General features: G+C 66.0%; 12 protein-coding genes. 6 read left to right on the top strand and 6 right to left on the bottom strand.

Features of this window, described 5'->3' with window-relative positions; genetic code table 11:
- The first annotated feature begins 24 nt into the window (after nt 1–24).
- Complete coding sequence (locus IVA91_RS31705; protein WP_247460146.1) at nt 25–1395, top strand: TIGR03808 family TAT-translocated repetitive protein; 1371 nt, start codon at nt 25–27, stop codon at nt 1393–1395.
- On the opposite strand, the gene IVA91_RS31700 is transcribed toward IVA91_RS31705, so the two are convergent.
- The 4 genes from IVA91_RS31700 to IVA91_RS31685 all read right to left on the bottom strand — a co-directional run bounded on the left by IVA91_RS31700 (nt 1392) and on the right by IVA91_RS31685 (nt 5469).
- A complete protein-coding gene (locus tag IVA91_RS31700) occupies nt 1392–1967 on the bottom strand; it encodes a TIGR03809 family protein (protein WP_247276690.1) in 576 nt (191 codons plus the stop codon). The two genes, IVA91_RS31705 and IVA91_RS31700, sit on opposite strands and share 4 nt — an antisense overlap.
- Nucleotides 1968–2478: 511 nt before the next feature.
- The gene (locus IVA91_RS31695; protein WP_247276663.1) at nt 2479–4191 is read right to left on the bottom strand and encodes a S8 family serine peptidase; all 1713 of its coding nucleotides are present in this window, start codon (nt 4189–4191) and stop codon (nt 2479–2481) included.
- A gap of 16 nt (nt 4192–4207) precedes the next feature.
- Entirely contained in the window at nt 4208–4903 is a 696-nt protein-coding gene (locus IVA91_RS31690; protein ID WP_247276664.1) for a hypothetical protein, read from the bottom strand.
- Nucleotides 4900–5469 (bottom strand): sigma-70 family RNA polymerase sigma factor, encoded by a 570-nt coding sequence (locus tag IVA91_RS31685; protein ID WP_247276665.1) that lies wholly within the window; start codon nt 5467–5469, stop codon nt 4900–4902. Before IVA91_RS31685 ends, IVA91_RS31690 begins: the two co-directional genes overlap by 4 nt.
- 431 nt (nt 5470–5900) lie before the next feature.
- Here IVA91_RS31685 and IVA91_RS31680 point away from each other — a divergent pair, with 431 nt between their 5' ends.
- Together IVA91_RS31680 and IVA91_RS31675 are read left to right on the top strand one after the other, a co-directional pair.
- Nucleotides 5901–7058, top strand: coding sequence for a GGDEF domain-containing protein (locus IVA91_RS31680; RefSeq protein ID WP_247460144.1), 1158 nt, complete (start codon nt 5901–5903; stop codon nt 7056–7058).
- A 63-nt stretch (nt 7059–7121) separates the two neighbouring features.
- Nucleotides 7122–8225: a DUF2336 domain-containing protein gene (locus tag IVA91_RS31675; protein ID WP_247276667.1), complete on the top strand. Its 1104-nt coding sequence runs from the start codon at nt 7122–7124 to the stop codon at nt 8223–8225.
- 11 nt (nt 8226–8236) lie between these two features.
- Here the strand turns inward: IVA91_RS31675 and IVA91_RS31670 are convergent, their stop codons facing one another.
- Both IVA91_RS31670 and IVA91_RS31665 read right to left on the bottom strand, forming a co-directional pair.
- Nucleotides 8237–8875 carry a DUF1109 domain-containing protein gene (locus IVA91_RS31670; protein ID WP_247276668.1) on the bottom strand — a complete coding sequence of 213 codons (639 nt, stop codon included), beginning with the start codon at nt 8873–8875 and terminating at the stop codon, nt 8237–8239.
- 2 nt (nt 8876–8877) lie between these two features.
- Nucleotides 8878–9423, bottom strand: a complete 546-nt coding sequence (locus tag IVA91_RS31665) for a sigma-70 family RNA polymerase sigma factor (protein WP_247276669.1) — start codon at nt 9421–9423, stop codon at nt 8878–8880.
- Nucleotides 9424–9713: 290 nt separating this feature from the next.
- Here IVA91_RS31665 and IVA91_RS31660 point away from each other — a divergent pair, with 290 nt between their 5' ends.
- From IVA91_RS31660 to IVA91_RS31650, 3 genes are all read left to right on the top strand, one after another.
- Nucleotides 9714–10367: a hypothetical protein gene (locus IVA91_RS31660; protein WP_247276670.1), complete on the top strand. Its 654-nt coding sequence runs from the start codon at nt 9714–9716 to the stop codon at nt 10365–10367.
- A gap of 108 nt (nt 10368–10475) precedes the next feature.
- On the top strand, nt 10476–11255 hold the full coding sequence (locus IVA91_RS31655) for an enoyl-CoA hydratase (protein ID WP_247276671.1): 780 nt from the start codon (nt 10476–10478) through the stop codon (nt 11253–11255).
- 268 nt (nt 11256–11523) lie between these two features.
- Nucleotides 11524–12873, top strand: a complete 1350-nt coding sequence (locus IVA91_RS31650; RefSeq protein WP_346015545.1) for a TolC family outer membrane protein — start codon at nt 11524–11526, stop codon at nt 12871–12873.
- Nucleotides 12874–12906 lie beyond the last annotated feature (33 nt).

The raw sequence follows: 12906 nt of genomic DNA, 5'->3' as shown, positions 1-12906 counted from the left end.
CCCGCGTCCGCCGGAGGACGCGTCATGGACCTCAATCGCCGTCACCTCATCGAAGCCTCGACCGCGGGCATCGCCGGCGCGCTCGCCGTGCCGGCCGATGCTGCGCGCGCGGCGCCGCTGACGTCCCTGCTCGGCCGCGACGCCACGCAATACGGTGTGCGGCCCGGCGCCAGCGAGGACCAGACCCGCGCGCTCCAACGTGCGATCGATGAGAGCGCGCGGACGCAGATGCCGCTCGCCTTGCCGCCCGGCATCTACCGCACTGGACTATTACGGCTACCGAGCGGCGCGCAGCTGATCGGCGTGCGCGGTGCGACGAAATTCGTCTTCACTGGGGGCGCGTCGGCGATCCAGAGCGACGGCGCTGACTCCATCGGCCTCACCGGCATCACGTTCGATGGTGGCAACATTCCGCTGCCGACGCGGCGCGGCCTGATCCACGTCCTCGGCGGCCGCGACGTCCGCATCACCGATTGCATGATGATCGGCTCCGGCGGCAGCGGCATTTGGCTCGAGCAGGTCTCAGGCGACATCTCCGGTAACATCTTCTCCAATGTCGCAGTGACGGCGGTCGTCTCGTTCGATGCCCGGGGCCTCAGCGTCTCCCGCAACACCATCACCGGCACCAACGATAACGGCATCGAGATCCTGCGCACCGCGATCGGCGACGACGGCACGCTGGTCGCTGACAACCGCATCGAGGACATCAAGGCCGGCCCCGGCGGCTCCGGCCAGTACGGCAACGCCATCAATGCCTTTCGCGCCGGCAACGTGATCGTGCGCGGCAACCGCATCAGGAATTGCGATTACTCCGCCGTGCGTGGCAACTCCGCCTCGAACATCCATATCACCGGCAACAGCGTCAGCGACGTGCGCGAGGTCGCGCTCTATTCGGAGTTCGCGTTCGAGGCCGCGGTGATTGCCAACAACATTGTCGATGGCGCCGCCGTCGGTGTCTCCGTCTGCAATTTCAACGAGGGTGGCCGCATCGCCGTGGTCCAGGGCAACATCATCCGCAACCTGATCCCGAAACGGCCGATCGGCACCGCGCCGGACGACGATGCCGGCGTCGGCATTTATATCGAGGCGGATTCCTCGGTGACCGGCAACGTGATCGAGAACGCGCCGTCCTACGGCATCGTCGCGGGCTGGGGCAAGTATCTGCGCGACGTCGCCATCACCGGCAACGTGATCCGCAAGGCGCTGGCAGGCATCGGCGTCTCCGTGATGCCCGGTGCCGGCACCGCGCTCGTCAACAACAACATGATCTCGGAGACCCCGCGCGGCGCCGTGGTCGGGCTGGACCACGCGCGCGCCGTGACGTCCGACCTGTCAGCCGACGGTGCGCAGCGGTTCGCGCAGGTGGTGGTCGGCGGGAATGCGGTGCGGCGTTAGAACGCGTTGCGCAGCAGCGGGTATTTGGCCTCCAGGCCATCGAGGCTGAAGGTGAATTCGACGACGCGCTCGGGGGCGGCGACGATTTCGGCGGGAGGTGGGGAGAATTGCGGCAGTAGCGTTGCCGCCGTGGCCGGCGCCATAACGGCAGGTGCCGTGCGCGATGCCATCGCGGGTGGCGCGGAGAGCGGTGCGATCGGGGCTTCGGTAACGTCGGCGAGAACGTCCGGCGTGGGATCGAGCCTGACCGGCACCGCGGTCTCGGGCGCGATGTGGACGGCCTTCGGCTGCACGGTCTGCGCCTGTTGGTCGCGCGGAAATACGCGCGGCATCGTTGCCGGCGACCAGCCGAAGGCGGGCGTCACGCTGGCGGCTGCCGCAGCGACGTCCGCGCCCGTTGCAAGGGCGCGCCAGGTCTGGACCGCACGCTTGGCCTCCTGGATATTTTCGAGAAATGCGATCTCGGAGTGGTAGCGGCGCCAGCGTCCGGTCTCGAACATTTCGGAGAGATGTTGCAGCCGCTGCTCCGCGAGAGCGCACCAGCGTGCCGCAATGTCGCGGCTAACGGCCACGTCGCGAACGACTTCTTGGCGATGTGTCATGAACCAGCCCGTCAGGAGAAAACACGGACGCGGGGACGCAACGCACACGAATCAATTTAGACGCGACATGATTATTTTGTGGAAAAGTTTTGACTTGTCCAGCAACGACACCGCGTCCGCCATCGAGCACCGTAATCGTGCGGAGATTTGCTATGTTTTCGAGTCAAGCTTCGCACAAGCATGACCGGCTTGCGGCGTGCCGCGCGAGCGACGCGGCGGACGCGGGTGCGGTCCTTCAACCGGAAGCTGAACGATCGCGAGGCTTTAAAATTGGATGCCCACAAAGAAAAGACCCGTCCGGGGGGACAACCGGACGGGTCGAGCCATATGGGCGCTTGGGGTGGATGGGCGCTCGCGCCTGATATGACCGATGGGGAGGGATGACCGCTCCCACATAATTTGGTCGTGGCAGCTGGCTGAACGTTCAACGCGGCATTCGCTTTTTTGACCTTCGGCGGGCGCGCGCGTCTTGTCGCAGCCGCTACCGCGGCGCCGGCCTATCCGCCTGAGAAATCGCGGATTTTTCGTCTGCGCTCGACAACGAGGGTTGCTCGATGGCGCGGATGCCGGGCTCGTCGGGACGCTTCCCGGCATCTTCACGTTTTGTTGTACCGGATGCCGCCGCAACCGGCGTCGCACTGTCGGCCGGAACGGCCATGACCGCGGCAAACGCATCGGCCTCGCCGTCGCCGAACAGATCATCACGGCCGGGTGAACCGAGGTCGCGCGCGGTCTTCGCCAGCGTCGTGCGCAGCGCTTCCGGCTTCAAGGCATGGTTGCGCTCGAGCAGCAGCGCCGCGACGCCGGAGACATAGGCGGCGGAGAAGGAGGTTCCGGACGTCATCTGGTATTTGCCGTCAGGCGCCGGCAGGAAGATGTCGACGCCGGGAGCTGCGACCGCGATGTAGTTGCCGCGATTGGAGGCGGTGAACAGCCGGTCCTGCTGGTCGGTCGCACTGACCGCGATCACGTTGGGATTGGCGGCGGGATAGAGCGGCGGCGATTTGGCCCCGGCATTGCCGGCGGCCGCGATCAGCACGAGGCCACGCGCGGCGCTCGCGGCGATGGCCCGCTCGATCAGGGCGTCCTTGGGGCCCGCAAAGCTCATATTGACGATCTGCGCGCCGTGCTCGGCAGCATAGTTCAGCGAGCGCAGGATGATGTAGGACGAGCTCTCGGCCCCGCCCGCAGGGCCGCCGAAGGCGCGGATCGCGATGATGCGCGCCTCGGGCGCGCTGCCCATCAGCCGGCCATGCGCGACGATGGCACCCGCGATGCCAGTGCCGTGAACATGCGGTCCCTCGGTGGTGCCGAGCGCATCGAAATTGTCGGCGATGGAATCAGCGAGTTCGGGATGGCTGGCGTCGATCCCGGAATCGATCACGGCAACCGTGACGTTGGCGCCGTGCGCCAGCGTATGCGCCTGCGGCAGGCGGAGCTTTGTCAGTGCATATTGCGCAGGATCGCCTTCGGTCGGCCCCGACGGTTTCTGGTCCTGGAGCACATAACGGAAGTTCGGCTGAAGCGAGCGCACACTGCCCTCGGCCGCGAGTTCGCGCCGCACCGTCTCGTATGCCCGGCCATCGGTGATGCGGAACAGGCCGAAAGTGGCGCCGATCAGCGGGAAATTCTCGGAGGCAACGCGCGTCAAGCCGTGGCGACGGGCGAGTTCGTCGGCCTCGGCCGGCGAGAGCGCACCGTCGATCTCGGCGATGAGCTCCTTGGCGAAGCTGCGCGAGGTGACCGCGGCCGGCGTGCTGTTGCCACGCCCCTTGCCGGCGCTCTTCTTGACTGATTTTCCACCGCCCTCGCCGCCTGCGTTCGGCTGCGCCAGGCATTCGCCCCCGGCATCGCGATAGGGTGCGGTGCAGGCCGGATAGAGGTTCGGCGAATAGCGCGCATAGGGCATTACCGGCGTCGGCCGTATGCGGGACGACGTGGTGTGGGGGATGGCCGCGATCGTCCGCGGGCCGCGGCCGACGCTGACCGCGCGCGCCGCGACACCGGGGCTTACACGCGGGGCAATGCTCGGAGAGATGGTCGGCGTGCGCGAGGGAACGCTGATCGTGGGCGTACGCATGATCGCCTGCGCCTGCGCAACCTCGACGCCGAGACAGGCTGTGAGCAGCAGCGCGGCTCCGACCGACGAAACGTAGGCCCCGGCGTGTACCCTGCTCTCCGACTGGCGCGTCATCGGTTCAGCGGCGCGGTCAGGGGGTCGCGACGGCCAGATTGACGAACTTCTCGCGCTGCATCTTGCCGAGCAGCGAGGCGAGCTCGTCCTGGCTCATCGCCTTGTTGAATTGGAGGCGGAACATGCCGCCCTTGGCTCCGTCGATGATCGACGCCTGATAGCTGTCGAGCAGCGCGGTGATGTCGGCGATGCGCGCCTCGGGAGTGAAGCGCACCAGCGCACGCGCCGGCGCGGCCGTGCTTCCAAGCTCGCGTGTGATCGGCGCGCTGGTCGAGAGCGAAGCCGTCTGGAAGGTCGCCGGCTGGTTCTTGATCAGCACGGCGCCGATGATTCCGGCTTGCAGCACGAGCGCGACGGCGCCGAGGCTCGCCGACCAGGCCAGCGTCCGCGGCGACAAGCTCGCGAAGAAGGTCGAAATGCGCGCCGACAGCGGCAGCGAACCGGTCGCCCGCGCCGGCTCGGCATCGATCGCGGCGAACAGCTTCTGCAGCGCGCGCGCGGACGGAGCCCCCAGGCTCTCGTTCAGATGGATGGTCTCTTCGTACTCGCCGCGGATCGCGGCATATTGCTTCGCGAGCTCCGGATCGCGCGCCAGGGCTTCCTCGACGCGGCGGGCATCGCGCGCGTTCAGCGTGCCGGCGGCGTGCCAGGGCAGCAGCAGTTCAATTTCACTGGGCTCTTGCTCCAGCATCTTCTTGCTCAACGCCATCATGGCCAGCCTCGCTCAACGCCGGCTGCCTTCAGCAGTTCGGCCAATTTCTTGCGCGCATAGAACAAGCGCGTCTTCACAGTGTTCTCCGGTATCCCGACGATCTCGGCCACTTCTTCCACGGACTTCTCGTGGTAGTAGACGAGATCGACGATTTCCCGGTGTTCCGGCGAGAGACCCGTCAGACACTCCCGCAACGCCTCACTGGTATCCTTCTTCTGCACCAGCGTTTCTGGATCGTCGGACGTATCCTCGATCGCGTTGGCGGCCTCTTCGTCCAACTCAAAATCCTTCCTGCGCCGAAGCGCAGACAGGGCCTTGAATCGGGTGATTGCCAGCAGCCAGGTGGAAACGGCGGATCGACCCTCGAACTTGCCGGCTTGACGCCAGACGTCGAGAAACACCTCGCTGATGAGGTCTTCCGCCGCCTGCTCGTTCCGCACGAGCCTGAGCCCGAACCTGTAAACCCTGACATGGTGCCGCCCGTACAGCACCTGCATGGCGAGCCGGTCGCCTTGAGCGATCCTGGCGATGAGGACCTCGTCCGAAGCCGCCTGTGTCACGCTCAAAGGCCGTCTCGCAAGATTGGTCGGGTCGATGCGGCGGACGGTTCGACCGAAAAGGCGAAATTCTTCAACTTACCGCAGTCATACGCGAGCCTGTGTGATCTACCCCACATACGTGCATTCTTCATATTCGCCCGTGGCGGTCGGCCATTTCGGTCCAGATCGGTAGCATAGTACTGAAATATGTCCTCAGCAGAAAGCCGGTCCAGCACAGCCAGCGCGGCCAAGTCTGGATCCATAGCAGTTCTGCACGCCATATGTCTCACGACCCCCCGTTTTGGCTCGACCGCATCGCCCTGCCTCATCGCCGGCAGATGTCCCTGCCACCGATGTTCCATGACCGGAACGCCCCACACGGATTCGGTTCCGAAGGATACCAAACCTAAAGGCTTGCCACGTAGATTTTTGGGCTGACATCCACCATCGGCAGGATAATGAACACGGCCGCGACGTCCTTTCCGGAGAGGAATGCCGCTGAAGTCGCGGATCTCGTCTTCGCGCGCGAAGCGGCGGCTCCGGAAGTCGTGGCGCGCCGGGCCCGGCAGCGCCGCCAGATGTATATCGGCCAGGTCGCGAGCTACTCGCTCGGGGCCTCGGTCCTGCTGCTGTACGCCCATGACGGCGCGATCTCCATGGGCGTGCCGTCGCTGTTTTGGCTCGGCGGCCTCCTGATCATCGGTACGTTCACCGTGCTGTCGGAAGCCGGCTTCGGTGATCGGTTCGAAGATCATTACCTCACCGTCTTCCAGATATCTGCGCATACGGCGCTGCAAGTGGTGTTCCTGCTCGCGGTACCGACGGTCGGGGTCGCCTTCCTTGCCGTGCTGTTTCTGATCTTCGCGTTTGGTACGCTGCGGATGACGTCGAGCCAGGCGATGGTCACCTGGGGTCTTACCACCTGCGGGCTCGTCGTGGTCTTTCTGGGCTCGGACCTGCCGATCGGCCTGCCGGTTACGACCCGGTTGCAGCGGACCGCCTCGATGCTGTGCTTCGTGCTGGTGATCGGCCAGTGCGCCACCCTCGGCCTGTTTGGCGCAACGCTGCGCAAGATCCTGTACCGGCGCAGCATCGAGCTGAAGGCCGCCTATCAGCGCATCGAGGAGCTGGCCGAGCTCGACGAACTCACTGGCTCCTACAATCGCCGCTGCATCATGCGGCTTCTCGACACCGCGATCGAAGAGTCACGGCAGGCATCAACGCCTTGCGCGATCGCGCTGATCGATCTCGACTGGTTCAAGCGCATCAACGATGCCCACGGCCATCCCATCGGCGACGAGGTGCTGCGCACCTTCGCCATCACCATTTTTGCCAACATCGGCCCGGCCGACTGCTTCGGCCGCTACGGCGGCGAGGAATTTCTGCTGCTGCTGCCCGGAGCGGATGGCGGGGCGGCATCGCGCATGCTCGACCGCTTGCGCCAAATCGTCGCCGATCTCGACTGGAATGCATTTTCTCCGGGCATGCGCGTGACCATTTCCGCGGGCGTCGTGACGCTGCGCGACAACGATACTGCCGACACGTTTCTCGTGCGCGCCGACCGCGCGCTCTATTCCGCCAAGGCGCAAGGGCGCAACCGCGTTATAACGGACTGACCAATTCATTTTTTTCCGACGCGTGAGAAGACGGCGCCGGACCGAACGCTCCAGGACAGGGCCATGAGATCGAAATCCGCAACGTCATCCGAGAACCTGCTCGAGGAATTGCAGGCGGCGCTCTCCCACGGCACCGTTGCGCGCCGGGTCGAGACGCTGCGCCGCGTCACCGATCTCTTCGTGGGCAACGCGGTGGATTATTCCGACGACCACGTCCGCGTGTTCGACGACGTGTTCCAGTGCCTGATCGAGCAGATCGAGGTTTCGGCCAGGGCGCTGCTCGCTGACCGCCTCGCACCGATCGCGTCCGCGCCGCCCAAGATCATCCGTACGCTCGCGCTCGACGAGGTGATCGAAGTCTCCGGCCCCGTGCTGTCGAAATCGGAACGGCTGGACGAAGCGACACTGATCGAGATCGCGCGAAGCAGAGGCCAGGCGCATCTCAAGGCGATCTCGCTGCGGCGGGTGCTATCGGAGGCGTTGACCGACGTGTTGGTGACGCGCGGCAACGAGGACGTGGTGCAGTCGACCGTCAGCAATCCGGGCGCGCGCCTGTCGGAGGGAAGTCTCACCGACCTCGTCAACCGCGCCGAACGCGACGATGACCTCGCCACCTGCATCGGTCTGCGACCCGACCTGCCGCGTCATCACTATTTGAAGCTGATTGCAAAGGCTTCCTTGAGCGTGCGCAAGAAGTTAGAGGCCGCACACCCCGGGCTCGCGGAGGAAGTGTCGAGCGTCGTCCAGGAAGCCGCCCAGCGGGTCCGCGCCGCCGCCACGACCAGGCAGACCGAGACGGCGCGCGCGCTGGTGAAGTCGCTGCACGAGGACGGTCGCCTCAACGAATTTCAGGTCAGCACTTTCGCCGAGCAGGGCAAGTTCGACGAGACCAATGCGGGACTCGCAGCACTCGCGGGCGTCGCGATCGAGACCGCCGAGACCATAATGATCGACAGCCGGACCGAGGGCGTGATGATCCTCGCCAAGATCGCGGGCATGTCATGGTCGAGCGTGCGCGCCATCATCGCCATGCGCGAGAAGCTCTCCGGCGGCTCGCAGACTGACACGCTGACGCGGCGCGACACCTACGAGGCCCTGCGCTCATCGACCGCGCAGCAGGTACTGCGGTTTTACCGCATGCAGCAGAGCACGACGCCGGCGTCGTGAAGCCCGGCGCGCTAGTACCGCAGGACTTTCGAGCCCACTGCCGCGCCGATCGCGGTCACCACCGCGGTCGCGAGCGTGTACCAGGTCGCGACGAACAGCGGAGAATCGTCGGTGCAGTGCGAAGCGTAGAGCGTCGCGGCCAGCCCGGCAGACAACAGCCCGGCGAGCGCGCCGGCGAGCGCCGGGCGCGACGGCGCACCGTGGCGCAGGCCGAACAGCGCTCCCGCAAGCAGCGGCAGCGCCATCGCGGGGATCGCAAACAGGCACACCCTGGAGTTCTTGCCCATCAAGCGCATCGTCATCGGCATGGCCGGCGCCATCATCGCCTCACTGCCGATCGCCACAGCAAGCAGTCCGACGGGAAGCAGCAAGAGCCAGCCCCAGCCGCGCAGCAGGGCTTCGGGACGCGACAGATGCAGGCTGACGATGATGGCGGGAATCGCGAGCGACAGCGTCACCGCGAACTTCATGTCGAAGAACGGGTTGCGCATCGCACTCATCATGTCCGGACGCACACCGAGGAACGTCGCGAAGATCAGGATCGACAGCGGCGCGGCCACCAGCAGTGCCATGGTCAGGACGGTGCCGACGCGCGGCGCGCGATGAACGTTGTCGGCCGCGAGCGAGCGAATGAGTTGATCGGTATCCATGCCTAGTGGTCCCGCAGTTTGGCAGTCAGTGCAGCAAGTCCACGATGCAGCGCAACCCGCACCGCACCTTCGCTCATCGCAAACTTTGCCGCCGTATCCTTGATCGAGGCGGCCTCGACCGCGATCGACTGCAAAACGTCGCGCTGGCGCTGCGGCAGGGTGCTCAGCTGGGCGGCGACCTCGCCCACCGAAGCCGTCTCCTGCGGCGCCGCGCCCGGCAGCGTCTCGGCGAAATCGTCGATGTTGACGAAGACGCGCCTGCCGCGCCGCCGCAGCGTATCGATCAGCTTGTTGCGGGCGATCGCGAACAGCCAAGGCGCGAAGGGGGCTTCGCTATCCCAGGTGTGCCGCTTCAGATGCACCGCCAACAAAATCTCCTGCACGATATCCTCGGCTTGGTCGGGAGACTGGCCTGCCCGCGCCAGCCCACGTCTTGCAGCAGCGCGCAGCACCGGCGTAACCGCCTTCAACAGGCGATGATACGCCGCATTATCGCCCGCCATGGCCGACCGCATCAGGCCGGTCCATTCATCCTCACGTCCGCGCACGCGCGCCCCTCACCATGCAATTCGGCCGCTCTTTCAATTTGTTACCCCTGCGCCCGCGTGATCACGAACTCGTGATCGACGCCGAGCCTCCTCTCCGCTGCGGCCGTAAGAGCCCGCGACGCCTCATAACACCTATCAATCCGGCCCGCATCCGGCGGCCGGCGGCGAGGGGCGGTTTGCCCCGTTTTCGCCCTGTGGAGCCCGAAGAATCCCATTTTCTGCCCCGCTGTCGTCACGCCCCAGGGTCTCTGTTCGTTCTTGGGACGGGCGGAATTGGGGAGATCGTCAACATGATCAAAGCCAGCGGGCGCGCGGCCCTGATCCTTGTGGCCGGGCTTTTCTTGGTGTTTGGCGGCGTTGCACAGGCGGCGCCGAACTCAGCCGAAAGCAGCAAATCCGACAGCGCAGGCAATCAGGCCGACGCGGCCAAGCCGAGCAAGCAGCGGCACCATGAGTCGCGCCGCGCCAGCAGCAAGACGGCGCAAAAGACCGACAAGAAGGACGCTGCGGCAAATACCTCCGAGGCCAAGGCCGGCATCGACGGGAGGGCCTCAAGCCAGATGCCGCCGGAAGTCGCCAACGCGCATGCGCAGCTCACCGCCACCGATATGCCGACCGCTGCTGCGGCCACTGCGATGACGGGCCGTGCCAACGACAACGTCCAGGCGGCGGCGGCCGATGACACCGCCAATAACACCGCGGCCGAGACCCAGGTGGTGGCCCCCGATCAGCTCAACGACATCGACCGCGCCGTGCAACAGGACAACCCGCCGGCGCAGAAGGCCGTGGTCGCTGCAACCGAAGCGCAGCCGCGCCCCACGCCGGTGATGGCAAGCAGCCAGCAGAGCTCGGCCTGGGACCAGAGCTCCCTGATCGGCAAGATCTTCATCGGTGTCGGCACGTTTCTGACGCTGGCCTCAGCTGCGCGCATGTTCATGGCCTGACCGTCAGTTCCGCCAGGACGCACGGCCCCGCGAGTCCTGCGTCCGGCCCCTTGAAGCCCACCGCGCCAGCGGGCACATTGCCCACCCAATCAGAAGCGTGGGTGGACCATGAGCACGTTCGAACACATCATCGTCGAAAGCAAAGGCGCGGTCGGCATCATCAAGCTGAATCGGCCGAAGATGCTCAACGCGCTCTCTTTCGGCGTCTTCCGCGAGATTGCGGCCGCCGTCGACGATCTCGAGGCCGATGAGGCCATCGGCTGCATCGTCGTGACCGGCAGCGAGAAGGCCTTTGCCGCCGGCGCAGACATCAAGGAGATGCAGCCGAAAGGCTTCATCGACATGTTCTCCGAGGATTTTGCCGCGATCGGCGGCGACCGCGTCGCGCGCTGCCGCAAGCCGACCATTGCGGCAGTCGCGGGTTATGCGCTCGGCGGCGGCTGCGAGCTCGCCATGATGTGCGACTTCATCATCGCCGCCGATACCGCCAAGTTCGGCCAGCCCGAGATCACGCTCGGCACCATTCCAGGCATCGGCGGCACCCAGCGCCTGACGCGCGCAATCGGCAAATCGAAGGCGATGGACCTCTGCCTCACCGGCCGCATGATGGATGCGGCGGAGGCTGAGCGCGGAGGCCTCGTCAGCCGCATCGTGCCGGCCGACAAGCTGATGGACGAGGTGATGGCGGCAGCCGAGAAGATCGTGGCCATGTCGCGCCCTGCCGCCGCGATGGCCAAGGAAGCGGTGAACCGCGCCTTCGAGACCACGCTCGCCGAGGGTATGAGCGTCGAACGCAACCTGTTCCACGCGACTTTCGCGCTGGAAGACCGCTCCGAGGGCATGGCCGCGTTCATCGAGAAGCGCAAGCCGGTGAACAAGAACCGGTGAGGGACAAGTCCATCAGGCTGGTGTAAGGCTCTGCCGCGTTCTCGCCGAAACCCTGTGACGAAGCTGCAACAAGCACGGATTTCATGGGGGTTTTCCCCGCGGCAGTTTGCCTGCGGGACCTGCGCTGGTTAAACAGTTAAGAGGGCCCCGTCGGCGGGGGCGGACAGCCAGGATTTTGCGGGATTACATGATTGGGCGTACCGCCAGAGCTGGTCGCGTGATGACGCGGCATCGATCGGGCGTGGCTCCCGTGCTTGCGACATGGACCATGCTGGCGCTCTCGTGCGTCCTTTCCTCCCCAGCGTGGGCCGAGGCCCTGCCAGAGGCGCTCGCCAAGGCCTACCAGACCAACCCCCAGCTCAATGCCGAGCGCGCACGGCAGCGTGCGACCGACGAGAACGTGCCGCAGGCACTTGCCGGCTATCGACCGCAGATCGTGGCCAGCCTCAGCGCCGGCCTGCAATCGGTGCGCAATCTGCTGCCCGACAACACCATCCAGACCGCCAATCTAAAACCCTGGATCATCGGCGTCACCGTGACGCAGACCCTGTTCAACGGCTTCCGCACCGCCAACAGCGTGCGCGCCGCCGAACTCCAGGTGCAGTCGGGCCGCGAGGCGCTGCGTAATGTCGGCCAGGGCGTGCTGCTCGACGCGGTCACCGCCTACACCAACGTGCTCGCCAACCAGTCGCTGGTCGAAGCGCAGCGCTCCAACGTCGCCTTCCTGCGCGAAACACTCGCCGTGACCCAGCGCCGCCTCAATGCCGGTGATGTCACACCGACCGACACCGCCCAGGCCGAGGCGCGCCTCAACCGCGGCCTTGCCGATCTCAACGCGGCGGAAGTCGCGCTCGCCGTGAGCCAGGCAACCTATACGCAAGTGATCGGCAACGCGCCGTCGCAGCTTCGGCCCGCCGAAGCCGTCGACCGCTATCTGCCGAAGAGCCGCGAGGATGCCATGACGATGGCGATCCGGCAGCATCCGGCGGTGACGGCCGCAAGCTTCGACGTCGACGTCGCCTCCACCAACATCCGCATCGCCGAAGGCACGCTGCTGCCGAGCGCCAGCATCCAGGGCAGCGCCAGCAAGAGCCGCAACAACGACCCGACGCTCGGCACCTTCGCCGAGGATCAGGCCTCGATTGTCGCCAACGTCACCGCCCCGATCTACGACGGCGGCCAGGCCGCGGCGCAGACCCGGCAGGCCAAGGAGATCACGGCGCAGAGCCGGCTCGTGCTCGACCAGGTGCGCAACCAGGCGCGTACGGCCGCAGTCAGCGCCTGGGTTGCCAATGAAGGCGCCAAGATCACGGTCTCGGCCTCGGAGTCCGAAGTGAAGGCGGCTACCGTCGCGCTCCAGGGCGTGCAGCGTGAGGCCGCCGGCGGACAACGTACGACGGTCGACGTGCTGAACTCGCAAGCCGACTTGATCCAGGCCAAGGCGCGCCTCATCAGCGCCAACCGCGACCGCGTCATCGCCTCCTACACGCTGCTCAGCGCGGTCGGCCATCTCGATGTCAAGACGTTGAACCTGAACACGCCGGATTACCTGCCCGAGGTGCACTACCACCAGGTCCGCGACGCCTGGCACGGCTTGCGCACGCCGTCGGGGCAGTAGCAGCCGGCGACGCAGGATCTCCAGCGCGCTGCC

The organism is Bradyrhizobium sp. 153, assembly GCF_023073835.1.
Lineage (GTDB): Bacteria > Pseudomonadota > Alphaproteobacteria > Rhizobiales > Xanthobacteraceae > Bradyrhizobium.
The sequence above is the reverse complement of the archived record's forward strand: the minus strand, read 5'-3'. Positions and strand labels throughout refer to the sequence as shown.

Excerpts from the sequence above, each read along its gene's own strand:
- IVA91_RS31705 (WP_247460146.1), top strand. The coding sequence starts at position 25 with ATGGACCTCAATCGCCGTCACCTCATCGAAGCCTCGACCGCGGGCATC.
- IVA91_RS31695 (WP_247276663.1), bottom strand. The coding sequence starts at position 4,191 with ATGACGCGCCAGTCGGAGAGCAGGGTACACGCCGGGGCCTACGTTTCG.
- IVA91_RS31690 (WP_247276664.1), bottom strand. The coding sequence starts at position 4,903 with ATGATGGCGTTGAGCAAGAAGATGCTGGAGCAAGAGCCCAGTGAAATT.
- IVA91_RS31680 (WP_247460144.1), top strand. The coding sequence starts at position 5,901 with ATGAACACGGCCGCGACGTCCTTTCCGGAGAGGAATGCCGCTGAAGTC.
- IVA91_RS31675 (WP_247276667.1), top strand. The coding sequence starts at position 7,122 with ATGAGATCGAAATCCGCAACGTCATCCGAGAACCTGCTCGAGGAATTG.
- IVA91_RS31670 (WP_247276668.1), bottom strand. The coding sequence starts at position 8,875 with ATGGATACCGATCAACTCATTCGCTCGCTCGCGGCCGACAACGTTCAT.
- IVA91_RS31660 (WP_247276670.1), top strand. The coding sequence starts at position 9,714 with ATGATCAAAGCCAGCGGGCGCGCGGCCCTGATCCTTGTGGCCGGGCTT.
- IVA91_RS31655 (WP_247276671.1), top strand. The coding sequence starts at position 10,476 with ATGAGCACGTTCGAACACATCATCGTCGAAAGCAAAGGCGCGGTCGGC.
- IVA91_RS31650 (WP_346015545.1), top strand. The coding sequence starts at position 11,524 with ATGCTGGCGCTCTCGTGCGTCCTTTCCTCCCCAGCGTGGGCCGAGGCC.